Consider the following 22,926-nt stretch of genomic DNA (forward strand, 5'->3'; position numbering starts at 1 on the left):
GTTGATGGCGCGCCCGGGCGGGCGCGGCAACGGCGGGCGGCGCTCGCGCGGCTCGGGCGCGGGCCGCACCGGCGGTGGCTCGGGTTGTGTCGATGCGGATGATGGATCGGGCGGCGACGGGGTCGCGCGTGCCGCAATTCTAGCGGATGCGGGGGCGTCCGCCCGGTGCGCGCCAAGAAAAACGGCCGCCCCGGAGGGCGGCCGTGCGGCGTGGCGAAACGGGGCCGGGCGCGTTACAGCGCCATGTCGGCCGACGCCTTCGCCGGGCGGGCCGGCGCGTTGCCGGCCGGCTGCGACGGCACGCCGAGGTCGATCTTCGGCGGCGGCGACAGCTGCAGCACGTCGCTCGTGTAGGTCCATTCCTCGACGACCTTCGCCGGGCTGTCGTTCAGCTTCGTGCCGTAGCTCGGCACGATCTGGCGGATCTTCTGCTGCCACTCGGGCGTCGCGACCTTGTCCTTGAACACCTTCTTCATCAGGTTCAGCATGATCGGCGCGGCCGTCGACGCGCCCGGCGATGCGCCGAGCAGGCCCGCGATGCTGCCGTCCTGCGACGCGACGATCTCGGTGCCGAGCTTCAGCACGCCGCCCTTGACCGGGTCGCGCTTGATGATCTGCACGCGCTGGCCGGCCTGCCACAGGCGCCAGTCTTCCTTCTTCGCGTTCGGGAAGTATTCCTTCAGCGCGTTGAAGCGATCGTCGTCCGACAGCATCAACTGGCCGGCGAGGTACTGGACCAGCGGGAATTCGTCGACGCCCACCCGCATCATCGGCGCGACATTGTGCAGGTTGGTGCTCTTCGCGAGGTCGAAGTACGAGCCGTTCTTCAGGAACTTGGTCGAGAACGTCGCGAACGGCCCGAACAGGATGATCTTCTTGCCGTCGATGATCCGCGTGTCGAGGTGCGGCACCGACATCGGCGGCGAGCCGACCGACGCCTTGCCGTAGGCCTTCGCGAGGTGCTGCTTCACGACCTCGGGGTTGTCGGTCACGAGGAACGAGCCGCCGACCGGGAACGCGCCGTAGTCCTTCGCCTCGGGGATGCCCGACGCCTGCAGCAGGTGCAGCGCGCCGCCGCCCGCGCCGATGAACACGAACTTCGCGTCGACGGCTTGCGGCGGTTCATCCGAGTGCAGCTTGACCCACGACACGTGCCACGTGCCGTCGGCATTGCGCGTGATCTCGCGCACTTCGCTCGACAGCGACAGCGTGAAGTTCGGCTGCGTCTTCAGGTAGCCGACGAACTGGCGCGTGATCTCGCCGAAGTTCACGTCGGTGCCGATCGGCGTCCACGTCGCCGCGACCTTCTGGTTGCGGTCGCGGCCTTCCATCATCAGCGGTACCCACTGCTTGATCTGGTCGTAGTCTTCCGAATACTGCATCCCGCGGAACAGCGGGCTCGCCTGCAGCGCCTCGTAGCGCTTCTTCAGGAAGCGCACGTTGTCGTCGCCCCACACGAAGCTCATGTGCGGCGTCGAGTTGATGAACGAGTGCGGGTTCTTCAGCACGCCCTGCTTGACCTGCCACGCCCAGAACTGGCGCGAGATCTGGAACGACTCGTTGATCTCGATCGCCTTCGAGATGTCGATCTTGCCGTCCGCCTTCTCCGGCGTGTAGTTCAGTTCGGCGAGCGCCGAGTGGCCGGTGCCGGCGTTGTTCCAGCCGTTCGAGCTTTCCAGCGCGACGCCGTCGAGGCGTTCGACCATCGTCATCGACCAGTCGGGCTGGAGTTCGTGCAGCCAGACGCCGAGCGTCGAGCTCATGATGCCGCCGCCCACCAGCAGGACGTCGACCTTCTTCGTATCGGCGGCGTGCGCGGACGACGTCGCGACGCACAGCGCGAGCGCCGACAGTATTACCCGTAACGTTTTGATCACAGCAGATCCCTTTTTCAACTTGGATACATCGGTTTGCCATGCCGCCCGGCGCGCGGTTCCATTGCGCCGGCATGCGGATCCGGAGATCCGGATCGCGAATCCGGAATTCCGGATCGACGCGATGCGCCGTTGCATTTGCGCACGCGCAGCCGTTCGGAAGGACACCTTCGGATCGGCTTCCCGCGGGCAGGCAATCGCAGCATCGCGAGGGTGCGCAACGTGCCCGGGCCCTTGTGGCAAGCCTCGGCGGAACGCGCTTCAGGCTGCGTGGAAAGGCGCCGCGCGCGATGCGTTTTTGCGGGGGCGGGGTGGCAAGGGGCGCGTAATATAACCGAACTCGGACAACGTGTCGCAGACGACGAATGCCCCTGTTTTCGTGGGGTTTTTGCGTGTCCGGGTTTCCGGAATGACGGTGCGCGAGGCGGGAAAACCGGCGGGGTCGGAAGCGCGAAATGCGGGCGACGGACACGCCGTGCGCCACGCGGGTACGTCATCGGGCCGCGGCGTTGCACCGCGCCCCGTTCACGTCGAATCACTTCACTTCGCTTCGCCGTTCCGGCAGAACTGCGCGTAGGCCGGTGCCGAATTCGCGAAGCCATGTGCCTTCGCGAGTTCCCACGGACGCTCGCACTGCTGCGTATGCTCGCACCATGCGTAGCCGGCCGAGCCGATGCAGCCGTGTGCGTCGCGATCGCCGCCGACGATCGGCGGAGCCGCTTGCGCGGAGGGACCGGCCGGCGCCGATGCACTGGCCGGCGCGGACGATTGCGCGGCACAGGCGCTCAATGCGAATGCGCAGGCGATCGCGGCGGCCAACGACGCGGCGGGAAGGTAACGTTTCATCGGGTAGCGCTCCATGGGATGACGATCGGTGGCGGATGCCCGCATACGGGCGCATGGACGCGTGATCGATCACGCGTCCGGCACCGGCACGCGCGACGAGAACTTCACCTCGCGCAACGCGAGGCTCGACTGGATCGACGATACGCCGGCCTGCTTTCGCAGCACGCGCTCGACGAATTCCGCATACGCGTCGAGATCGGCCGCGACGACCTGCAGCAGGTAGTCGGCGGCGCCGGTGATCTTGTGGCACGACGTGACTTCGTCGTGACGCCGCATCACCTCCTCGAAGTGATCCGAATCCTGATCCGAGTGCATGTTGAACGTGACCTGCACGAACGCGAACACGTTCATGCCGAGCGCGCGGCGGTCGAGGTTCGCCTGGTAGCCGGTGATCACGTGCTCGTCCTCGAGCCGCTTGCGGCGGCGCCAGCACGGCGTGACGCTCAGCGACAGCTTCTCGCCGAGCGTCGCGTTCGACAGCGCGCCGTCTTCCTGCAGCAGGCGGAGCATTGCGCGGTCGACACCGTCCAGTTCAACCGAAGCGCGATTTTTGCTCATATCCGGTGTCTCGTAGACAGATTTCTCAAAATTGTACGAAACGAAGAAGCGAAAAGCAAAGTTATTGCCGGCCGGCGTCAATAGACTGTTACCACCCCATTCCCCTGGTCATCACGGCAACGGTCAATCATGCTCACGGTCTACAGCAGCGATCACCACCTGCATCGCGGCGTCGAACTGAAGGACGGCGCGATCACCGAGTCGTTCGAAAACCCGCTTCGCGCCGAAACGGTGCTCGCGCAGGTCCGCACGGCGGGCCTCGGCGACGTGATCGCGCCGCGTGCGTTCGACCGCGCAAGCTACGCCGGCGCGCACAGCGCGCGCTACGTCGATTTCCTCGCCGGCGCGTGGGACGAATGGACGGCGACCGGCCGCACCTGCCAGGCGCTGCCGCTCGTGTGGCCGGTGCGCGCGATGCCGGCGTCGGCCGCGCTGCCCGATTTCATCGACGGCAAGCTCGGCTTCTTCGCGATGGATGCCGGCGCGCCGATCAACGCGGGCACGTGGGACGCGGTGAGCGCGAGCGCGAACTCGGCGCTCACCGGTGCCGACCTGCTGTCGGGCGGCGGCGCGCGCGCGGCGTTCGCGCTGTGCCGCCCGCCCGGCCATCACGCGGGCCGCGAGTACATGGGCGGCTACTGCTACCTGAACAACGCGGCGATCGCGGCACAGCACGGCATCGCGAGCGGTGCCGCGCGCGTCGCGGTGCTCGACGTCGATTTCCACCACGGCAACGGCACGCAGGACATCTTCTACACGCGGCCGGACGTGCTGTTCGCGTCGCTGCACGGCGAGCCGTCGGTGTCGTACCCGTACTTCTCCGGCTATCCGGACGAGCGCGGCGAGGGGGCGGGAGCAGGCTTCAACCTGAACCTGCCGCTGCCGAAGGGCACGCAGTGGGACACCTACTCGGCGGCGCTTGGCCGCGCCGCGGCGGCGATCGCGCGGCACGCGCCCGACCTGCTCGTCGTGTCGCTCGGCGTCGACACGTTCGAGCACGACCCGATCAGCCATTTCAAGCTGCGCTCGCCCGACTTCCTGCGGATCGGCGAGGCGCTCGCGCGCCTGAACCTGCCGACGCTGTTCGTGATGGAAGGCGGCTACATGGTCGACGAGATCGGCATCAACGCGGTGAACGTCCTGCTGGGATTCGAAGGGCGCGCGTGAGCGCATGCGCGGCCTTCGACGAACGACGGATCCGGACACGAACGAAGCGTGATTAAGGAGGAGACAGGCATGAACCGGCATCACAAGACGGCACTCGCCACCGCGGCCGCACTGACGTGCGCACTGGCCGCATGGCCCGCGCATGCGGACGACATCGTGCGCATCGGGCACGTCGCGCCGCTGACCGGCGCGATCGCGCATCTCGGCAAGGACAGCGAGAACGGCGCGCGGCTCGCGGTCGAGGAAATCAACGCGAAGGGCCTGACGATCGGCGGCCGGAAAGTCACGCTGCAACTCGACGCGCAGGACGACGCGGGCGATCCGCGCACCGCGACGCAGGTCGCGCAGCGGCTCGTCGACGACAGGGTCGTCGGCGTCGTCGGCCATCACAACTCGGGCACGTCGATCCCGGCGTCGCGCGTGTATCGCGACGGCGGCATCGTGCAGATCTCGCAGGCCGCGACCAATCCGACGTACACGCAGCAGGGGTTCAAGACGACCTATCGCGTCGTCGCGACCGACGCGCAGCAGGGGCCGGCGCTCGCGATGTATGCGGCGAAGCACCTGGGCATCAAGACGGTCGCCGTGGTCGACGATGCGACCGCGTACGGGCAGGGCCTCGCGACCGAGTTCGAGAAGGCCGCGCAATCGGCCGGGATGAAGGTCGTGTCGCGCGACGCGACCAACGACAAGGCGATCGATTTCCGCGCGATCCTCACGAAGATCAAGGGCGAGAACCCGGACGCGATCATGTACGGCGGAATGGATGCGACGGGCGGCCCGCTCGCGAAGCAGGCACGCCAGCTCGGCCTGCGCGCGAAGCTCCTCGCCGGCGACGGCGTGTGCTCGACCGACCTGCCGAAGCTCGCGGGCCCGGCGTCGGACAACGTCGTGTGCTCCGAAGCCGGCATCGCGCTCGAGAAGATGCCGGGCGGCGCGGCATTCGCGAAACGCTACGAAGCGCGCTATCACCAGCCGATGCAGGTGTATGCGCCGTTCTCGTACGACGCGGTGTACATCATCGTCGACGCGATGAAGCGCGCGAATTCGACGAACCCGGCGAAGGTGCTGGCCGCGATGCCGGCCACCGACTATCGCGGCGTGATCGGCGAGACGAGCTTCACGCCGCAGGGCGACCTGAAGCACGGCGCGATCTCGGTGTTCACGTACAGGGGCGGCAAGAAGGCGCTGCTCGACATCGTGAAGATGTGACGCGGTACGCGCCGGTATCGCGCGCCCGTCGCGCGCGCGGACCTCAGGCCGCGATATCGGCGAACACGTCGTGGTCGATCACGCCGGGCACGAGGCGCGGCTGCCGCAGCCAGTCGAACGCGAGTTCGACGACGAGCGGTGTCGGCCGGCTGCAATGCAGCGACCCGACGGACTCGCGGTCGATCCACGCGCAATGCGCGATCTCGCTCATCGGGCGCGCGATCGCATCCGGATCGATCTCGGCGAGAAACACGTGGTGCACCTTGTGCGCGCCTGCGATCCGGAACAGATAGCGGGCATTGCCGCACGCGAGCCCGGTTTCCTCGAGCAGTTCGCGGCGCGCGGCGTCGCGCAACGATTCGCCGGGCCGCGGCGTGCCGCCGGGCAGTACCCAGCGGGCATTCAACCGGGCGACCAGGAGGATCCGGTCGCCGCGTCGGCACAGCACGGTGGCGCGTTCTTTCATGCGGGTTTCCCGATTGAATGCCCGCGTGTCGAATCGACGGGCAAAAAAACGCCGCTCGGCAAGAGCGGCGAAGAACGGAGATGGATACTGGCGTGTGCCGGACGGGATGACCGCTTCATCCGGCACGCTCATTGTGGCGAGCGTTGCACGCGCAGTGAATCAGACAAGTCTGATTTGAGCGCGGCCAGCGGGCGCATCGCTCCGGAGCGATGTCCCCGCCGCTTACACCCGCTGCGCGCGTGCGCCGTCCGTGCGGCGTTCGGCGTCGTGCACGATGTGCAGTTCACGCGTGCGGATCGGCAGCGCGCAGTCCGCGTCGGCGAGCGTCTTGCGCACCTGGCGTGCGAGGCGCCAGCGCATCGCCCAGAACGTGTCGGTATGGGTCCACACGCGCAGGTTCGCGACGGCCGTGCTGTCGTCGAAGCGCATCACCATCACGTCGGGCGCGGGATCCTGCAGCGCGTCGGGATCGGCCGCGGCCAGCGCGCGCAGCGCGTCGAGCGCGCGATCGATATCGTCGTGTACCGACACGTCCACTTCGAGATCGAGGCGGCGCGTCGGATTGCGCGTGTAGTTGCGGATCGCGCTGCCCCACAGCGCGCTGTTCGGCACGTATTCGCAGATGCCGTCCGGCTTCGTCAACCGCGTCATGAAGAGCCCGACCTCGTCGACGGTGCCCGCGACGCCGGTGCCGCCGTCGATGTAGTCGCCCACCTTGAACGGCCGCAGCAGCAACAGCATGATGCCCGCCGCGATGTTCTGCATCGTGCCCTGCAGCGCGAGCCCGATCGCGAGGCCGGCGGCCCCGAGCACCGCGATGAGGCTCGCGGTCTCGATGCCGAGCTGCGACAGCGCGCCGACGATCGCGACGATGCGGATGCCCCAGACGGCGACGTCGCAGAGGATCGGCCGCAGCGTGTCGTCGACGCGTTCCTTGTTCGCGAGCAGCCGGTTCAGCCAGCGGCCGATGCGTTTGGACAGCCACCAGCCGGCGACGAGCAGCGCCAGGCCGGCGCAGAGCCGGAGGGAGAGCGTGGACAACGCTTTCCACAGGAACGTCCAGCGTTCCGGATGAAATTGATCGAGAAACATGACGGGATTCCGGGTTGAAGACAGGGGGCGCGGTATGTCGTGCGCAGGCAGCCTTCGACTCTACCCGGCGCACGGCGGTTCGCGCGATTGCACGGGGTCGGACGGTGGAAACGCAATTTCGTTCGTGTACTAAACGGCATTTTCCAAAAATAAGATTGGTCCTATTTAGCCGAAGTGGGTACGCCGATACACTCGGTTTCAAGTTGCCGGGCCGCGCCGATCATGGTTCGTGATGCCCGGTTTTTCCGTGTTTTTTCCCGATTTTTCATTGATAGCGAGTGACGACGTCATGCGGTTAGACCTGCGTTCCCGTCTCGCACGCGAACAAGGTCGACCCGCCGAGCGCGGCGTCCGATGTTTTCCGACGCTCCGCGCGCTGATGCGCGGTGTCGCCGCGGCGGCCTGCGTGGCCGGCGCGCACGGGTCGGCGGCGCAAGCGGTGCACGATGCCGCCTTCGCACCGGCGACCGCGGAATCCAGCGACCTTGCCGGCGTGCCTTTTTTCAGTTCCGCCCGAACGACGTGGGGCGGTTTGCGCGCGTCGGTCGTGCCGCTCGACGTCGCGTACGCATCGTACGCGTTGCACGGGCCGCCGGCCGCCGAGCGCGACGGCCCCGTTGCCCGCTTCGGTGCATGCGTGGCTTACCGCGTGCTGTGCGAGGCGGCACGCGGCGCGGTCGAACGCAGTTATGCAGCGCGGTTCGATTACGGCCTTGCGTCGCCGTTGCCCGCGCTGGATCCGCCATCGGCGCCCGGGCGTCCCGCCGTCGATCTCGCATCGGCCGAGGCGTTCACGCTCGCGCCGCCCAGCCGCGGCACCCGTGCCGGCGCGATCACCGGCACCTTGCGGGCGTCGCCGGCGCGCGCCGAACTGCCGGCCGGCGTCGCCGCGCAGATCACCCGCTTGCTGGCCGGACGCGTCGATCCGACGCAGCGTGGTGCGGCCGGCGACACCTTCCGCGTCGCCTTCGAATCCGACGGCAGGGCGAAGCAGCCGGGCCGTGCACGCGTGACGGCGCTCGATATCCGCTTTCGCGGGCAGCGGGTCGCGGCCGTATGGTTCGTGCCCGATGCGCGCGCGCCCGGCGCGTACTACGACCTCGACGGCATGCCGCTCGCTGGTTCGCGGTTTGCCATGCCGGTCGCCGCGACGCGGATCAGCTCGCATTTCGGTGCGCGCGTGCATCCGGTGAGCGGCGCGCGTCACGTGCATTCCGGCGTCGATCTCGCGGCGCCGGCCGGTCGCGCGGTGCATGCGTCGGAGCGCGGCGTCGTGACGTTCATCGGCACCGAGCCGCGCGGTTACGGCAAGTACGTGGTGATCCGTCATGACGGCGGTTATGCGTCGTACTACGCGCACCTGTCGGCGTTCGACCCGGCGTTGCGAACCGGCATGCGGGTCGTGCGCGGCCAGCGCGTCGGTGCGGTCGGCAGCACGGGGACGGCCACCGGCCCGCATCTGCACTTCGAGGTGCGCAGGCATGCCCGCCTTGTCGATCCGATCGCGCTGGTGCAGGCGGCCAAAGCGGCGAAGCTCAAGGGGGAGCAACGCGTGGCGTTCCGCCGCGTGGCGCGCGATGCGCGCACGCAACTGGCGTTGGCGGCGCTGGCGCAGCCGGTGGCAATGTCGAAGGTCGATGCGCCGCGGGCGGGTTGACCGCCAGCCTCCGAAGTCCGTCGATGCCGGTCGCAATGACCGGCATCGTTGCGTGGGCCAACCGGTGCTCCGTCGCCACCGAATGTGCGCGTCGCCGGCGCTCGTACGGCAGGACGGGGCCTACGTCCGTCCGGTGCTTTCAGCCCAGTCCGATGTACCCGTCTTCGTCCCGTCGCTAAGATTTTCGTATGCAACGCGCATGGCGATTTCCGCAGGTGATCGTCGCTGTCGCGTTCGCGCGTCAATCGGCTCGATCGCGCGCGCCGGATGGTGTCCGCAGGCGTGTCGACGCTTCATGTGTCGACGGCCGCGGCGCGGAATGCGCGACGACACAACGGGATGAAAAACCATCTATGTCAAAACTTGACCTCACATCGAAACGCACCTGGAGCGCACTGGCGGCGATCGCGGTCGTGGCCGGCGCACTGACGTCCGCGCTCGCGTGGGCGGCGGGCTGGATCGGATCGCGCACGACGAGCGCATCGCTGGTGTCCGAGACGCCGCAGCCGTTTCCGCCGGGCTTTCGCCGCGCGCACGGCAAGGGCATCTGTTTCGCCGGCACCTTTCGTCCCGACAGCGCGGCGGTGCCGTTGTCGACCGCGCGCGTCTTCACGCAGGCGGATATTCCCGTCGTCGGGCGGCTCTCGATCGGGACCGGCAGTCCGCATGCGGCGGACAGTTCCACGACGACGCTGAGCATGGCCCTGCTGCTGACGACCGACGACAAGCAGCAATGGCGGATGGCCATGAACAACCAGCCGTACTTCGCGACACACGAACCGGAAGGTTTTCTGGCGATGCAGCGGGCAACGGCTCCCGATCCGGCCACCGGCCAACCCGACCCGGAGCGGGTAGCCGCTTTTCTGAAGGCGTACCCGGAGGCAGGGAAGTTCATGAAATGGGCGGCACGGGAACCGGCACCGGGCAGCTTCGCCGGCGCGACGTTCCATAGCGTCAACGCCTTTTATCTCGTGGCCGCCGACGGGCACCGGCAAGCGGTGCGCTGGATGATGCGCCCGCATGATCCGTTCGTGCCCTTGAGCGATGTTCAACGGCGGAAGGCCGACCACGACTTCCTGTTCGAAGGCGTGCGCGCGCGGCTCGCGCGGAAGCCGCTCTATTGGGACTACGTACTGCAGCTCGCGCAGCCCGGCGATGCCGTGGACGACGCATCGCAGCCGTGGCCGGCCGATCGCAAGCAGATCGTCGCCGGCACGCTGGAAATGACGGGCGTCGTCGAGCAGGCGGAGGGCGCCTGCCGGGACATCAACTTCGATCCTTCGATCGTGCCCGCGGGCGTCGAGGTGTCGAACGATCCGATCCTGAATGCGCGTTCGGGCGCATACGCGCATTCGTTCAATCGCCGCGAGCGGGAAATCGGCTACGGCAAGGCGACCGAAGCGGTCGGCAAGCAGGAGGTCAAATGAGTACGCAAAAGCGCGCGAGCGGCGGCGTGCCGCGCCATTTCAATGCGCTGGCGAGAGGTCTGCACTGGTTGATGGCCGCGATGATCCTGGCCATGCTGTTCATCGGCGCGGGCATGATGACGTCGTTGCATCATCGAATCTGGCTGATCGACCTGCATCGGCCGCTGGGTATCGCAATCCTCGCGCTCGCGCTGCTGCGCGTCGCGAACCGGTTGCACAGCCGGCCGCCTGCACTGCCCGAGAATCTCCCGCATTGGCAGAGGCTGGCCGCGAAGGCATCGCACTGGATGTTGTATGCGCTGATGCTGGCGCTTCCACTGATCGGGTGGGCGCTGCTGTCGGCGGGCGGTTTCCCGATCGTCCTGTTCAAGGGCGTCAACCTGCCGGCGATCGTGCCGGCCAGTCCGACCCTCTTCGCATGGCTGCGCGATGCGCATGGCCTGTTGGCGCGACTGCTGTTCGTCGTCGTCGTGGGCCATCTGTCGGCTGCCCTGGTTCATGCGTGGATCTACCGGGACGGCGTTTTCTCGAGCATGGCACGAGGCGAGCGCCGACGCGGATAAGCGGCCCAGTGTCTGACTGTCGCCGGAGCCTGTCGAATGACGGGTCCGGCGACAGTCGTCCGGCAAGCTGGAATACGTATCGGCCGGTTCGACAATCGAATCGGCGAGCGGGTGTACCGGATGCGGGTCGTCCGCATCGTGCAGAGCAGCATCGTCGAGCGGCATATCGCCAATGCATGGCCAACGAATGGCGGCATTGCGTCAGTATTTCCGAATCGCCCGAAATCCGTCATCCGCACTTTCAGCGTTTTCGTCCAAACCGGCAAATTCAACCGGTTTCCCCGCCGCGCGGCCGCCGCGCCGTCGCGCAAAGGGTTGCTGCAAAGCAGCAGCCCAGCCCGTTTCGCTTGTTTCCCAATCCGAAATGAATCGCCGCGTGATTGCCGATATCACGCAATCGCATCTTGCGATTATTTCGAGACAGGTGATATAACCCGGTTCACGCACCGATTTGCAGCAATAACGTCACCAATAAATGCGAGCGGAAAAATGAAAAGAAAGGCGCGGAATCTGGGTTTGGGTGGAGTGGCGATCCTGACCGGCGCAATGCCGGTTGGTACGTATGCGACATGCTCGGCCACCGCGCCGGGCAGCGGCACGACCGTCACGTGTACCGGCGCGAACGCGCCGTCGGTCGTGGCCACGGCCGGCAGCACCAACGTGACGATCAACCTCGATTCGACGGTGACGGGCAGCTACGTGCTGTCGTCCGCGCCGACACCGTTCTCCGTCGACACGTCGAGCACGGTCACCAACAACGGCAACCTGTCGATGTCCGGCAACGGCACGGGCGTCGCGAACCGCGGCGCGGTGCTGCTCGGCGTGAACAACGGCAATACGCTCACCAACGGCGCGGCCGGCGTGATCGCGACGACCGGTCAGTACAACGACGGGATGGCCGCGAACGGCAACAACAACACGCTCGTCAACAATGGCACGATCACGACCACCGGCAACAACGCGTACGGGATGACGGCCGCGTGGGGGCAGAGCAATCCGGGCGCGGCGGGCAACCAGATCGTCAATACGGGCACCGTGACGACGTCCGGCAACAACGCGCGTGCGGCGTCGCTGCTCGGCGGCAACGGCACGATCACCAACAGCGGCACGCTGACGTCGAACGGCCGCGATGCGCCGGCCGTCTACATGCAGGGCAACAACGACACGCTGGTCAACAGCGGCACGATCCAGACGACCGGTACCGCGACGAGCGGCGGCAGCGTCGACGCCGTCGTGTCGAACACGCTCGGCAGTTCGTTCACGGCGACGATCGCGAACCAGGCCGGCGGCAGGATCATCAGCAACAACGGGATCGGCGTGCGGTCGACCAACGGCGCGACCACCATTACCAACGCGGGGCTGATCCAGGGCGGCGGCGGTACCGCGATCCAGGGCGGCAACGGCAACGTGACGCTGATCCTGCAGACGGGCTCGCAGATCGTCGGCACGGCGAACGGCGGCGCCGGCGCCAACACGGTGACGCTGCAGGGCACGGGCACCGCGTCGAACGCGTTCACGAACTTCCAGAGCCTGACGATGGCCGGCACCGGCTGGACGTGGGCCGGCACCGGCACGTTCTCGACCGCGCTGGTGCAGAGCGGCACGCTGAACCTCATCGGCACGCTCGGCACGACGACGGCGTCGGTCGTCGCGGCCGTCAACGCGGGCGCGACGCTGCAGGCGAATGCGTCGAACCTGCCGCTGTCCGTCACCGACAACGGGCTCGTGCGCTTCCAGCAGGACAGCGCCGGCACGTACACGGGTACGATCGGCGGCTCGGGCGCGGTGGAGAAAACCGGTGCGGGGACGCTGACGGTCACGCCTTCTTCTGCCGGCGGCAACACGTACTCGGGCGGCACGACGATTATGCAGGGCACGCTGTCGGTCGCGGCGGACAACGCGCTCGGTGCGGCGTCGGGCAGCCTGACGTTGAACGGCGGCACACTGCAGCTCGGCAGCGCGTTCAATGTCGCGTCGAGCCGCGCGGTGTCGATCACGGCGAATAACGGCACGATCGATACGCAGGGTTTCAACTCGACGCTGACGCAAGGCATCACGGGCGCGGGGTCGTTGACGAAGCTCGGCAGCGGCACACTGACGATGAACGGGGCGAGCAGCCATGCAGGCGGTACGAGCGTCAATGCCGGCATCGTGATCGTCGGTGATGGCTCGAGCGCATCGGCGGCGCTGGGTGGCGGCGGGCCCGTGACGGTGGCATCGGGTGCGACGCTCGGCGGCTATGGCAGCGTGACGGGCAACGTGACGAACAGCGGCACGCTGTCGGTCGCGAATGCGCTGTCGAGCCTTGCAGGCGGCGCGACCGGCAATTTCCGGATCAACGGCAACCTGATCAATGCGGGGCACGTGCAGCTCGGCGGCAGCGGCATCGGCAACACGCTGACGGTCGCAGGCAACTACGTCGGCCAGAACGCGACGATCGCGATGAACACGTATCTCGGCGGCGACGGCTCGGCCTCCGACAAGCTGGTCGTCAGCGGCGGCACGGCGAGCGGATCGAGCACGCTGAAGGTGACGAACGTCGGCGGTCCCGGCGCGCAGACGACCGGCGACGGCATCCAGGTCGTGCAGGCGGCGAATGGCGCGACCACGAATGCGGGCGCGTTCTCGCTGTCCGGCGGGACGGTGAGCGCCGGCGCTTACACGTACTTCCTCGCGAAGGGCGGCACGGCGAACGGCACCGGCGACAGCTGGTACCTGCGCAACACGGTACCGCCCAAACCGCAGCCGCCGGTGGTCGAGCCCGGCCAGCCGACGCCGCCGACCGAACCGCCGGTCACGCCGGCCGAAGGCACGCCGGGATCGATCGTTGAAGCTGTCGACAATGCAGGCGCCGACGGTAAGCCGGAACCGATCTACCGTCCCGAAGTGCCGCTGTACGCGGAAGCGCCGGCCGTCGCGCGCCAGCTCGGCCTGCTGCAGATCGACACGTTCCATGACCGGCAGGGCGAACAGGGCTTGCTGGCCGAGAACGGTTCGGTGCCCGCGTCATGGGCACGCGTGTGGGGCGGCAAGAGCGACATCAAGCAGAAGGGCGACGTGACGCCGTCGTTCGACGGCACGGTGTGGGGGATGCAGGTCGGGCAGGATCTCTACGCCGATACGACTGCCGGTGGCCATCGCAATCACTACGGCTTCTTCCTCGGCTTCTCGCGCGCGGTCGGTGACGTGAACGGTTTTGCTCTCGCACAGCAGGACATGGGCGTCGGCTCGCTGCAGGTCAATGCATACAACCTCGGCGGTTACTGGACGCATATCGGCCCGGGCGGCTGGTATACGGATGCGGTCGTGATGGGCAGTGCACTCACGGTGCGCACGCATTCGAACGACAACGTGAGCGGCTCGACGAACGGCAACGCGTTCACGGGTTCGGTCGAAGCGGGCTTCCCGATCGCGCTCGGTTACGGGCTGACGCTGGAGCCGCAGGCGCAACTGGTGTGGCAGTACCTGTCGCTGGACAAGTTCAACGACGGCGTGTCGGATGTCACGTGGAACAACGGCAACACATTCCTCGGCCGGATCGGCGCTCGCCTGCAATACGCGTTCGATTCGAACGGCGTGAGCTGGAAGCCATACCTGCGCGTGAACGTGCTGCGTTCGTTCGGCAGCGACGACAAGACGACATTCGGCGGTTCGACGACGATCGGAACGCAGGTCGCGCAGACGGCCGGTCAGGTCGGCGCGGGGCTCGTCGCGCAACTGACGAAGCGCGGCAGCGTGTATGCGACGGTCAGCTATCTGACGAACCTGGGCGGCGAGCACCAGCGCACGATCACGGGGAATGCGGGTGTGCGGTGGGCGTGGTGAGGGCGCGCCGTGGCAGCGATTCGGCTGCGGCGCGGGCAATCGATGCTCGCATGGGGCATGCGTATCGCAACTAGCAACAATGCAGCATTTGAAGCTCGTTGCAGCGAGCCCGATCCGGAGAGGCGATGCGTTTGCGATCGTGAAGTTCGACGAGAAGTGCCCGATGGTCGTGCCGACCTTCGATGCCGCGAAGAAAGTGGTGTGTCAGCGACTTGGAGCGCGGGCGCCGCAGCACGCGATAACGGCGCTGATCGACGAGCTGGCCGCGCAGACGATGATTCAGCAGTAAGCGTGTGCGAGCCGGTCACGCCGCTGCCATTGTCGATGACGGCGGATTTTTTCAGAGTACGTGCAACGCAAGAATTAGATCGTTTAGCTAACTGACGAATCGCGAGGAGGTCGCCTTAGAGTCCGAAGGAAGCGTGTAGAGACGCATTGACATACCGAAGCCAGATACCCGGCTCACCTGGCCTGACGAGCGTGACCTGATCGGGGCTCGTGACCGGCAACGGGCACGTCGCGTTGTCGCGGGAGTCTCAATACATGCGGGTGGTCACGTGTACGTGGCGCGTTGACCGGAAGGACTCGACAGCTTGATGAGAATTAGCAGATTTGCTAACATTGCGATGAAGAAGTAGACGATCCTGTACTACGACGAACGAGTAAAACGTGATGTGTTCGCTTTGCCCAAGGGCATTCTTGCTGGCTACCTCCGACTGATCGAGACGATGGAAGAATACGGTGCGGATCTACGGATGCCGCATTCGCGCGCGATGGGGGAAGGATTGTTTGAGTTGCGCCCGCGAGGTCGCGAGGGCATCGGGCGCGTGTTCTATTGCATGCAGGTGGGGTATGACCTCGTCGTCCTGCATTCCTTCGTCAAGAAGACGCAGGAAACATTCGGCGACGAGTTGCGAATCGCCCGCCGGCGAATGAAGGAGGTACGTAACAATGGCTAACGCCCGCCGCGCGCATGCAAGCGAGGAGCGGTATGCACCGGTCCGACACACTGCCGAAGACACCGCGCGTCTACTTACCGATCCGGCGATCAAGGCGGAGTACGATGCGCTGGAAGAGGAGTTCACCGCGCTTCGTGCGTTGCTCGACGCGCGTAAAGACGCGGGCCTGACTCAGGCTCAGGTCGCCGCCCGAATGGGCACTACGACATCGGCCGTATCCAGGCTCGAAGCTTCGTTTTCGAGCGAGAAGCACTCGCCGTCGTTTGCGACGCTGCGCAAGTACGCCGCAGCGTGCGGCAAGAAGCTCGTCATTTCGTTCGCTTGAACACGCCGGCGTCAGGCGCTGATCAGCCGAAGGTGCGGATATCAAAGTCGACCGCTTACGCCGCCTGTTCGACCGGCAACCAGACTTCCAGCACGCCGGCACCCGTCACCGGATCGTAGTCACCGCTGTAGCGCTCGAACTCGGGCGCGTCCACCGCCTTGAATCCCGACGTCGGCAGCCAGCCGTTCCAGATGCTGTGGAAGGTCTGGTGCAACGTCGAGATATGCCCGGCGTGTTCGAACACCGCGTAGCGCTGCGGCGCCAGTTCGACCCAGCGAAACGGCGTGGGCAGCCGGTCGACGCGCGAGACTTCCACGCCCGCGATGTATTCGAAGCTGCCGTCCGCGTCGGGATTGCAGCACACGCCGTACGTGACGTCGCCGAGCTGGCCGGGGAAGGACCCGAGGTAGGGGATGAACGCCTGCCAGAGCGCTGGAATCCCTTCGTTGGTTTCGAACGTATAGCGGTCGCTCATGCCCGCGATCAGCCGCGTGCCGGCGGTCTCGAAACGTGACGGCATCACGTCGACGATCTTCAGTTCTTTCATGCGAAGCGGCTCCACAACAGACAATCCGTCGAGCGTGCGCCGTGCCCGCACCTCCTCGGGCGTCATGCCGAAGAGATCGCGGAAGGCGCGCGTAAACGCCTCATGGGAGCCATAGCCGGCATCGAGCGCCACGTGCAGGATGTCCGGCGCGCCTTGCGCCAATGCATGCGCTGCGCGCGTCAGCCGCCGCGACCGGACATAGCGCATCACCGGCCAGCCGGTATTCATCGAGAACAGGCGCGAGAAGCCGAAGCGCGTCATGTCGCAATCGGCGGAAATCCTGTCGAGCGTCAGTTCCCTGTCCAGTTCGGTTTCGATAAACCAGAGTGCTTGTCCAACCGGGTGCATGGCGTACCAATGAGGGTGTCGGGTGGACTATATGGTATCGGCGGCCGGGGCATTTGATCGTTCTTGCGCGGCAGCCGCGATCGGGCGGCTGCACAAATGCACATCGCCACGCCGGTCGGCGTGGCGATGATCGACGGGCTGCTGCGGTTCAACCCAGCGGCCAGTTCAGGATCGCGATGCCGTCGTTGTAGTCGCCGTCGGTTCCATCCTCCGACCCGACGAGCCCGAAGTAGGTCTTCTTGAAGATGTCGACCTGGCGCGAGCCGATCTTCGACGGCTTGCCGTTCGCCGTCACGACCACGCGCACCTTGCCCTTGCCCGAGTTCACGATCTGCGTGTTCAGGTTCGCGTCTTGCGTGCCGGCGCCCTGGAACGTCGCGGCCGGTGTCGGGTTGTCGTCGACGAAGACCTCGATCGTCTGCGGTGCCGACGAGTTGACCAGCGCCGTCACGCCGAACGCGATGTTCGGCGGCAGGTTGAAGATGCCGTCGCGTTCGCCGCCGGTCGGCGCGGGCGCCGGCTGCACGGGCTGCGGCGTCGCCTTCGAGAAATAGTTGACGACTGCGCCCACGCCGAATTTGGCGGCGGCGCCGGGCAGCACGCCGGGCGCGCCGGCCCACGTGACCGTGCAAGCGACGACTTCGCCCGCCGCATCGGTCTTCACCTTGTTCTGCCAGCTGCCGACGTCGAAGCTGTACGGGATCGTCGCGATATCGACGAACACGTCGTATTGCGGCAGTTTCTCGACCAGCTGCGCGGTCATGAACTGACGCATCCGGTCGAGCACGGCCTGATCGCCGTTGGCTTGTACGGCGGTGGCGTCGTTGCCGGCGAGTTGCAGCAGCGCATACAGATCGTCATGGGTAAACGGTTGTGACATGTCGTCCTCGTCTCGATGGAATATCTCGCGTTGCGCAGCCGGTGACCGGGGTCACCGTGCCGCGCGCGGCGCAAAGCGTGGGACTGCTTGAAAGTTTCGCAATGTGTGGTTGGCCCCGTCGCCATCGCGAAGCTGCGTGACTGCCGCCGATCAGCCGAGCGGCCAGTTCAGGAACACGATGCCGTCGTTGTAGTCGTCGTCGGCGCCGTCTTCCGAGCCGACGATCCCGAAGAACGACTTCTTGAAGAGGTCGACCTGCCGCGAGCCGAGCCGCGACGGCTTGCCGTTCGCCATCACGATCACGCGCACACGGCCCTTGCCGGAGTCGAGCACCTTCGTGCCGAGGTTCTGGTCCTGCACGCCGGCGCCCCTGAACGTCGCGGCGGGTGTCGGGTTGTCGTCGATGTAGATGTCGATCGTCTGGTCGTTCGCCGCGTTGGTGAGCGCGGTGACGCCGAACTTGATGTTCGGCGGCAGGTTGAACGTGCCGTCGCGTTCGCCGCCGGCCCCTCCACCGATGTTGCCGGTGCCCGGATTCCCGCTGCCGTGCGACGACGATTGCGCGGCGGTTTCACCGATCGCGGACAGGCTCGCGTACGAATCGATATGCATCGCGCTGCCGCGCACGCTTTTCCACTGGCCTTTCACGAACGTGATGCCGCTGCCGGCATCGATTGTCGCGACCAGCGTGAACGGCATGCGGCCGGTGCTTTCCGGCACCTTCGACGAATACGTGAAGCAGCCGTCCGCGACGACGCCTCGATCGGTCGCGATCGCGAAGTAGATGCCGGGGAAGTTGTTGCCGGTCGCGTACGGCGTCGGCACGTTGAGGATGACCTGCAGCTTGCCGTCGCGAATCTCCGCCTTGGCGATGTCGATATACAGGCCGGGGATGTCGACGTAGGTTTCCGACGTCACGACGGGCGCGCTGACGATCGAAGCCGAAAGGAGCGGCATGGAAGTCTCCGGTGATGACACGGTTCTGGGATGGCGGCGTGAGGGGGCGCCGAACGCGGCGCGAACCCGCCGGCCGGCGTGGACGCGGCCAGCCGGCGGTGGTCGGTCGTCGATCGCGTCAGGTCAGCCGATCGGCCACTGGAGCACGACGATGCCGTCGTTGTAGTCGCTGTCGTGGCCGTCTTCCGACACGACGATCCCGAAGTTGACCGTGTACGGCGAGCCGTCCGACTTCTTGCCGTTGACCGGCGCGAGGCGCGCGTCGGTGGCCGACGGCTTGCCGTTGACCGACACTTCGAAGCGGAGCTTGCCGTTGCCGGAATTCAGCTTGACTTCACGCGGGCCGTCGCGCGTCGTCAGCTTGTGATACGCGGCGGGTTCGGTGCTGTCACCGATAAACAGCTTGATGTGCTGCTGCTCGGCGGCATTCGCGAAGAAAATCGCACGGAAATCGGTATTAGGCGGAATCGAAAACTCGCCGGCACGATTGGAAGACGTTTGAGAGTCGGCCATGCTTGCCTCCTGAGGTTTGTTGGATAAGGCGTGAGTGCTGTCGCGCAAACGTTTGCCGTTTGAAACGCGACGGTTAAAGCATGGCGAAAAATAAATTAAAAAATATTCGAACGGGAATGGTTATTGTTCAGTAAATCGAAAATCAAGGTTAATCGATTTAATGAATTGCAGTTAATGAATCGATTTTCGATGTATTCGGGAAATTATGTCGATGCGCGTATCGTTTTCGTGAACGATGCGGGCCGTAGCGCGGCGAGAGCGTGGCGGGCAGGTGCAGCGGACAATCGGGCTTCGGAGCAGACGCTCGGCGTTCGCATATGGCAGCGTTTCGTTTCAACATCAGCATCTCGGTCGTGGCCGCGCCCACCGGCCACCGTCGAACGCCCGCACCGAAGCCCGATCGCAAGGGGAACGGGTGCGACACCGGCGAAGAGGATGGACCGACTCACTCCGAACATGAATAGGACCTCACCGGCGCCGCACCCGTGAAGCATATCGACGGGGCAGGCCGTCGCCTATCGGACTGGACTGATTTTGTGCCCGCACTGAGTGCCGGCAAAAACCGCGAATCCCGAGCGCCCGGTTGACAGCCCCGGTCGCCCTGTGATCTGATTCCGGCCATGCAAGCCGCCCAGTCCCTCTTCTCGCTACGACTACTAGCCCGTTTCTCCGGGCTGGGTCTGCGGCTGCGCGCTTTCCGTCTGCTTCTGTCCTGAAGCGCCAGATTTCCCCCGTATCACCGACCTGGCCCCGGTTGTCGACCGGCGCCTGAGTTCGTCTTTTTTCCGTATCGCTCCGCTCCGTCCCGGTCGCTCAACCGCCAAGGCCGTCGTTCGCCGTACCGCTTTGCCGTTGTGCCGTTTCATCGCTGTCACCGCTGCGCGCGCAGCCGGCCACACCCGCCGAGGGCCGCCGCGACGCGGTTTCCCGACATACCGACCGAGGACCGAACATCATGATGCTGAAGAACCCCGCGACGAAGTACCGACCGTTTACGCCCGTCAACCTGCCGGACCGCACGTGGCCGTCGCGCACGATCACGCACGCGCCGATCTGGATGAGCACCGACCTGCGCGACGGCAACCAGGCGCTGTTCGAGCCGATGGACGCCGCGCGCAAGATGCGGATGTTCAAGACGCTGGTCGCGATCGGCTTCAAGGAAATCGAGGTCGCGTTCCCGTCGGCGTCGGAAACCGATTTCAACTTCGTGCGCGAGCTGATCGAGGGCGGCCACATTCCCGACGACGTGACGATCGAGGTGCTCACGCAGGCGCGCGACGACCTGATCGAGCGCACGTTCGAGTCGCTGCGCGGCGCGAAGCGCGCGATCGTGCACCTGTACAACGCAACCGCGCCGGAATTCCGCAAGATCGTGTTCGGCCTCGAGCGCGACGGCGTGAAGCAACTCGCGGTGAACGCGGCGCGCACGATCAAGCGCTGCGCCGACGCGGCGACCGACACGCGGTTCACGCTGCAATACAGCCCCGAAACCTTCACGGCCACCGAACTCGACTTCGCGAAGGAAGTCTGCGATGCCGTCTTCGACGTGTGGCAGCCGACGCCCGAGCACAAGGCGATCGTGAACCTGCCGGCGACCGTCGAAGTCGGCACGCCGAACTTCTACGCGGACCAGATCGAGTGGATGCACCGCAACCTCGCGCGTCGTGATGCGCTGATCCTGTCGGTGCATCCGCACAACGATCGCGGGACCGCGGTCGCGGCGGCCGAACTCGCGGTGATGGCCGGCGCCGACCGCATCGAGGGCTGCCTGTTCGGCAACGGCGAGCGCACCGGCAACGTCGATCTCGTGACGCTCGCGCTGAACCTGTACACGCAGGGCGTCGACTCGGGCCTCGACTTCTCGCAGATCAACGAAGTCGCGCGCACGTCGGAAGAATGCACGCAATTGCCGATCCATCCGCGTCATCCGTATGTCGGCGATCTCGTGTTCACCGCGTTCTCCGGCTCGCATCAGGACGCGATCAAGAAGGGCTTTGCCGTGCAGAAACCCGACGCCGTGTGGGAAATGCCGTACCTGCCGATCGATCCGAGCGATCTCGGCCGCACCTACGATTCGATCATTCGCGTGAACAGCCAGTCGGGCAAGGGCGGTATCGCGTACCTGCTCGAACAGGGCTATGGCGTCGCGTTGCCGCGCCGTCTGCAGGTCGACTTCAGCGCGGCCGTGCAGCGCTTGACCGACGACAGCGGCCACGAGGTGACGAGCGCGCAGATCTGGTCGCTGTTCCAGCAGGAGTATGTGGCGGGCGATGCGCCGCTGCGTTATGTCGGCCATGAGCTGACCGAGCGCGACGGCCGCGAGACGATCGTGCTGACCGCGGACGTGCACGGCGAGCGCCGCGTGCTGCGCGGCGAAGGCAACGGCCCGCTCGACGCGCTGATGCACGCGCTGCGCACGCCGCTGCGGATCCAGCACTATGAGGAGCGCGCGCTGTCGCAGGGCGCCGATGCGAAGGCGATCGCGATCGCCGAGCTGGCCGGCACGGGCGTGCGCGGCAGCGCGTTCGGCGTCGGCATCGATGCGAACCTGACGACCGCGTCGATCCGCGCGGTGATCAGCGGCATCAACCGCGCGTATGCGCGCGCGGACGAGGCGGTGCAGGCGACGTTCTTTGACGTGGCGCGCGCGGTGAAGGCCGTGGCGTAAGTCGAGCGGTGATGGGTGCGCCGGTGTGACGCAGGCCTGACAAACCTGACAGGCGATGACTTCACATAACGAGCGTATCGTGCAAGCGGCGCGCGGGTCCGTTTTATCGCGCCCATCACCACGAGGAATGTGTCATGTCGAAAGAAGATGCCCTGCGGGGCGATATCAAGGGGCAGGCCCAGGCGGCGGACCGCCACAACCTGGCGCGGCCGGCCGCGAACGGCGCGCTGTGGGCGCGCGGGCTCACGACGCAGCGGGTCGCCGACCTGTTCAGGACCTTGCCGGGATTGCCGGGGCACTGGATGCAGTTGCAGAACGAGGTTAACGCCGGGAATCGCTATTTCTACGGCGTCCAGAACGGCAGCGTGACGACCGAGGAAGGCAAGGCGCTGATCCGCTGGATCGCCAACGCGGTCGTGAGCGCCGCCGAGCATGCGTCGTTCGACTTCACGTTGCAGCAGCTGCGTTTCACGGCCGACATGGGCTGGCTCAAGCTCCAGCGTGTCAACGGGCGCGTGATGGTGTTCTCGCGGCCGTGAGCCGGGCGCCGGGCCGACGCTGACGGCCGGTCGTGCATCGAGAAGTGTGCAGGTGAATGTGATGCGGCCGTCGACGGGATGCCGTTCGGCTGCGTCGCTCTATTGCTCGGCAGCTTTCCCTCGTCAAGCCGGCTTTTCGGTTTTCCCTATTTCGCCGTTGCCGAAATAGGGAAGCGAACGAAATCGTCGCCGCGCTCGCGGCGCTTGCGCACGAACCGGCAGGAAGGGCGCTTTCTGATCCATTGCGCGACCTTCGACACGATGAACGGGCTGCCGGGTGATGTCACGGAGCATTGTTGCGGCGGCGATCCGCGCTCGCCGGTGTCCGCGTATTCTGCTTCCCGCATGCAATCTTCCGGACGCGCATTCGCGTCGACGAGTTTCGGTGAGCGGACAGGTAACGGCACATACGCGCTCAGGGACGTGCTTACCGATGAAAGCGTGATCGTGCCGGCAAGACGACGTTTTCCGGGACCCGGTCATCAATCAGGGCATCCCGCGCG

23 protein-coding genes are annotated in these 22,926 nt (G+C 66.2%); 12 read left to right on the top strand and 11 right to left on the bottom strand.

Features of this window, described 5'->3' with window-relative positions; all coding sequences use genetic code 11:
- Positions 1–233: 233 nt before the first annotated feature.
- The 3 genes from mqo to VXM69_RS02700 all read right to left on the bottom strand — a co-directional run bounded on the left by mqo (position 234) and on the right by VXM69_RS02700 (position 3,278).
- Positions 234–1,895, bottom strand: a complete 1,662-nt coding sequence (gene mqo, locus VXM69_RS02690) for a malate dehydrogenase (quinone) (protein ID WP_175027251.1) — start codon at positions 1,893–1,895, stop codon at positions 234–236.
- 519 nt (positions 1,896–2,414) lie between these two features.
- Positions 2,415–2,720, bottom strand: a complete 306-nt coding sequence (locus tag VXM69_RS02695) for a hypothetical protein (protein WP_059556397.1) — start codon at positions 2,718–2,720, stop codon at positions 2,415–2,417.
- Positions 2,721–2,789: 69 nt separating this feature from the next.
- Positions 2,790–3,278 (bottom strand): Lrp/AsnC family transcriptional regulator, encoded by a 489-nt coding sequence (locus VXM69_RS02700; protein ID WP_034189659.1) that lies wholly within the window; start codon positions 3,276–3,278, stop codon positions 2,790–2,792.
- A 129-nt stretch (positions 3,279–3,407) separates the two neighbouring features.
- Between VXM69_RS02700 and VXM69_RS02705 the strand changes: the two genes are divergently transcribed.
- Both VXM69_RS02705 and VXM69_RS02710 read left to right on the top strand, forming a co-directional pair.
- Positions 3,408–4,445, top strand: coding sequence for a histone deacetylase family protein (locus tag VXM69_RS02705; RefSeq protein WP_367188943.1), 1,038 nt, complete (start codon positions 3,408–3,410; stop codon positions 4,443–4,445).
- Between the two features lie 69 nt (positions 4,446–4,514).
- The gene (locus VXM69_RS02710) at positions 4,515–5,657 is read left to right on the top strand and encodes a branched-chain amino acid ABC transporter substrate-binding protein (RefSeq protein ID WP_034189657.1); all 1,143 of its coding nucleotides are present in this window, start codon (positions 4,515–4,517) and stop codon (positions 5,655–5,657) included.
- A 43-nt stretch (positions 5,658–5,700) separates the two neighbouring features.
- Here the strand turns inward: VXM69_RS02710 and VXM69_RS02715 are convergent, their stop codons facing one another.
- Together VXM69_RS02715 and VXM69_RS02720 are read right to left on the bottom strand one after the other, a co-directional pair.
- Complete coding sequence (locus tag VXM69_RS02715; RefSeq protein ID WP_034189656.1) at positions 5,701–6,123, bottom strand: NUDIX hydrolase; 423 nt, start codon at positions 6,121–6,123, stop codon at positions 5,701–5,703.
- A gap of 222 nt (positions 6,124–6,345) precedes the next feature.
- On the bottom strand, positions 6,346–7,215 hold the full coding sequence (locus VXM69_RS02720) for a mechanosensitive ion channel family protein (protein WP_367188944.1): 870 nt from the start codon (positions 7,213–7,215) through the stop codon (positions 6,346–6,348).
- Between the two features lie 289 nt (positions 7,216–7,504).
- On the opposite strand from VXM69_RS02720, the gene VXM69_RS02725 reads away from it, so the two are divergent.
- Positions 7,505–8,872, top strand: a complete 1,368-nt coding sequence (locus tag VXM69_RS02725; protein ID WP_367188945.1) for a M23 family metallopeptidase — start codon at positions 7,505–7,507, stop codon at positions 8,870–8,872.
- Positions 8,873–9,113: 241 nt separating this feature from the next.
- Here VXM69_RS02725 and VXM69_RS02730 read toward each other — a convergent pair whose 3' ends face one another.
- Entirely contained in the window at positions 9,114–9,572 is a 459-nt protein-coding gene (locus VXM69_RS02730) for a hypothetical protein (RefSeq protein WP_346778199.1), read from the bottom strand.
- On the opposite strand from VXM69_RS02730, the gene VXM69_RS02735 reads away from it, so the two are divergent.
- The 7 genes from VXM69_RS02735 to VXM69_RS02765 all read left to right on the top strand — a co-directional run bounded on the left by VXM69_RS02735 (position 9,457) and on the right by VXM69_RS02765 (position 15,971).
- The gene (locus VXM69_RS02735) at positions 9,457–10,299 is read left to right on the top strand and encodes a catalase family peroxidase (protein ID WP_367189217.1); all 843 of its coding nucleotides are present in this window, start codon (positions 9,457–9,459) and stop codon (positions 10,297–10,299) included. The genes VXM69_RS02730 and VXM69_RS02735 overlap by 116 nt on opposite strands.
- A complete protein-coding gene (locus VXM69_RS02740) occupies positions 10,296–10,862 on the top strand; it encodes a cytochrome b (RefSeq protein WP_367188946.1) in 567 nt (188 codons plus the stop codon). Before VXM69_RS02735 ends, VXM69_RS02740 begins: the two co-directional genes overlap by 4 nt.
- A gap of 176 nt (positions 10,863–11,038) precedes the next feature.
- Positions 11,039–11,230, top strand: a complete 192-nt coding sequence (locus VXM69_RS02745) for a hypothetical protein (RefSeq protein ID WP_154233779.1) — start codon at positions 11,039–11,041, stop codon at positions 11,228–11,230.
- Between the two features lie 121 nt (positions 11,231–11,351).
- A complete protein-coding gene (locus VXM69_RS02750; protein ID WP_367188948.1) occupies positions 11,352–14,687 on the top strand; it encodes an autotransporter outer membrane beta-barrel domain-containing protein in 3,336 nt (1,111 codons plus the stop codon).
- A gap of 139 nt (positions 14,688–14,826) precedes the next feature.
- Entirely contained in the window at positions 14,827–14,976 is a 150-nt protein-coding gene (locus tag VXM69_RS02755) for a hypothetical protein (protein ID WP_154233778.1), read from the top strand.
- 385 nt (positions 14,977–15,361) lie between these two features.
- Positions 15,362–15,646, top strand: coding sequence for a type II toxin-antitoxin system RelE/ParE family toxin (locus VXM69_RS02760; RefSeq protein ID WP_367188949.1), 285 nt, complete (start codon positions 15,362–15,364; stop codon positions 15,644–15,646).
- Positions 15,639–15,971, top strand: a complete 333-nt coding sequence (locus tag VXM69_RS02765; protein ID WP_367188950.1) for a helix-turn-helix domain-containing protein — start codon at positions 15,639–15,641, stop codon at positions 15,969–15,971. Before VXM69_RS02760 ends, VXM69_RS02765 begins: the two co-directional genes overlap by 8 nt.
- A 55-nt stretch (positions 15,972–16,026) precedes the next feature.
- Here VXM69_RS02765 and VXM69_RS02770 read toward each other — a convergent pair whose 3' ends face one another.
- The 4 genes from VXM69_RS02770 to VXM69_RS02785 form a co-directional block, all read right to left on the bottom strand.
- On the bottom strand, positions 16,027–16,866 hold the full coding sequence (locus tag VXM69_RS02770; RefSeq protein WP_367188951.1) for an AraC family transcriptional regulator: 840 nt from the start codon (positions 16,864–16,866) through the stop codon (positions 16,027–16,029).
- A gap of 148 nt (positions 16,867–17,014) precedes the next feature.
- Positions 17,015–17,746 (bottom strand): fucose-binding lectin II, encoded by a 732-nt coding sequence (locus VXM69_RS02775; protein WP_367188952.1) that lies wholly within the window; start codon positions 17,744–17,746, stop codon positions 17,015–17,017.
- A gap of 150 nt (positions 17,747–17,896) precedes the next feature.
- On the bottom strand, positions 17,897–18,703 hold the full coding sequence (locus VXM69_RS02780; protein ID WP_069705902.1) for a fucose-binding lectin II: 807 nt from the start codon (positions 18,701–18,703) through the stop codon (positions 17,897–17,899).
- Positions 18,704–18,826: 123 nt separating this feature from the next.
- Positions 18,827–19,216 (bottom strand): fucose-binding lectin II, encoded by a 390-nt coding sequence (locus VXM69_RS02785; RefSeq protein ID WP_034189645.1) that lies wholly within the window; start codon positions 19,214–19,216, stop codon positions 18,827–18,829.
- A gap of 958 nt (positions 19,217–20,174) precedes the next feature.
- On the opposite strand from VXM69_RS02785, the gene leuA reads away from it, so the two are divergent.
- Together leuA and VXM69_RS02795 are read left to right on the top strand one after the other, a co-directional pair.
- Positions 20,175–21,884, top strand: coding sequence for a 2-isopropylmalate synthase (leuA, locus tag VXM69_RS02790; protein ID WP_367189218.1), 1,710 nt, complete (start codon positions 20,175–20,177; stop codon positions 21,882–21,884).
- A gap of 134 nt (positions 21,885–22,018) precedes the next feature.
- A complete protein-coding gene (locus VXM69_RS02795) occupies positions 22,019–22,423 on the top strand; it encodes a hypothetical protein (protein WP_034189643.1) in 405 nt (134 codons plus the stop codon).
- 146 nt (positions 22,424–22,569) lie between these two features.
- Here the strand turns inward: VXM69_RS02795 and VXM69_RS02800 are convergent, their stop codons facing one another.
- Positions 22,570–22,770: a hypothetical protein gene (locus tag VXM69_RS02800; protein ID WP_141727464.1), complete on the bottom strand. Its 201-nt coding sequence runs from the start codon at positions 22,768–22,770 to the stop codon at positions 22,570–22,572.
- Positions 22,771–22,926 lie beyond the last annotated feature (156 nt).

It is taken from the genome of Burkholderia sp. Ed8, assembly GCF_040761425.1.
In the GTDB taxonomy this organism is placed as follows: domain Bacteria; phylum Pseudomonadota; class Gammaproteobacteria; order Burkholderiales; family Burkholderiaceae; genus Burkholderia; species Burkholderia seminalis.

Excerpts from the sequence above, each read along its gene's own strand:
- VXM69_RS02785 (WP_034189645.1), bottom strand. The coding sequence starts at position 19,216 with ATGGCCGACTCTCAAACGTCTTCCAATCGTGCCGGCGAGTTTTCGATT.
- VXM69_RS02725 (WP_367188945.1), top strand. The coding sequence starts at position 7,505 with ATGCGGTTAGACCTGCGTTCCCGTCTCGCACGCGAACAAGGTCGACCC.
- VXM69_RS02730 (WP_346778199.1), bottom strand. The coding sequence starts at position 9,572 with ATGCTCAGCGTCGTCGTGGAACTGTCCGCCGCATGCGGACTGCCGGTC.
- leuA (WP_367189218.1), top strand. The coding sequence starts at position 20,175 with ATGCTGAAGAACCCCGCGACGAAGTACCGACCGTTTACGCCCGTCAAC.
- VXM69_RS02710 (WP_034189657.1), top strand. The coding sequence starts at position 4,515 with ATGAACCGGCATCACAAGACGGCACTCGCCACCGCGGCCGCACTGACG.
- VXM69_RS02715 (WP_034189656.1), bottom strand. The coding sequence starts at position 6,123 with ATGAAAGAACGCGCCACCGTGCTGTGCCGACGCGGCGACCGGATCCTC.
- VXM69_RS02770 (WP_367188951.1), bottom strand. The coding sequence starts at position 16,866 with ATGCACCCGGTTGGACAAGCACTCTGGTTTATCGAAACCGAACTGGAC.
- VXM69_RS02700 (WP_034189659.1), bottom strand. The coding sequence starts at position 3,278 with ATGAGCAAAAATCGCGCTTCGGTTGAACTGGACGGTGTCGACCGCGCA.
- VXM69_RS02740 (WP_367188946.1), top strand. The coding sequence starts at position 10,296 with ATGAGTACGCAAAAGCGCGCGAGCGGCGGCGTGCCGCGCCATTTCAAT.
- VXM69_RS02765 (WP_367188950.1), top strand. The coding sequence starts at position 15,639 with ATGGCTAACGCCCGCCGCGCGCATGCAAGCGAGGAGCGGTATGCACCG.
- VXM69_RS02705 (WP_367188943.1), top strand. The coding sequence starts at position 3,408 with ATGCTCACGGTCTACAGCAGCGATCACCACCTGCATCGCGGCGTCGAA.
- VXM69_RS02695 (WP_059556397.1), bottom strand. The coding sequence starts at position 2,720 with ATGAAACGTTACCTTCCCGCCGCGTCGTTGGCCGCCGCGATCGCCTGC.
- VXM69_RS02795 (WP_034189643.1), top strand. The coding sequence starts at position 22,019 with ATGTCGAAAGAAGATGCCCTGCGGGGCGATATCAAGGGGCAGGCCCAG.
- VXM69_RS02800 (WP_141727464.1), bottom strand. The coding sequence starts at position 22,770 with ATGCGGGAAGCAGAATACGCGGACACCGGCGAGCGCGGATCGCCGCCG.
- VXM69_RS02745 (WP_154233779.1), top strand. The coding sequence starts at position 11,039 with ATGGCCAACGAATGGCGGCATTGCGTCAGTATTTCCGAATCGCCCGAA.
- VXM69_RS02780 (WP_069705902.1), bottom strand. The coding sequence starts at position 18,703 with ATGCCGCTCCTTTCGGCTTCGATCGTCAGCGCGCCCGTCGTGACGTCG.
- VXM69_RS02775 (WP_367188952.1), bottom strand. The coding sequence starts at position 17,746 with ATGTCACAACCGTTTACCCATGACGATCTGTATGCGCTGCTGCAACTC.
- VXM69_RS02750 (WP_367188948.1), top strand. The coding sequence starts at position 11,352 with ATGAAAAGAAAGGCGCGGAATCTGGGTTTGGGTGGAGTGGCGATCCTG.
- VXM69_RS02720 (WP_367188944.1), bottom strand. The coding sequence starts at position 7,215 with ATGTTTCTCGATCAATTTCATCCGGAACGCTGGACGTTCCTGTGGAAA.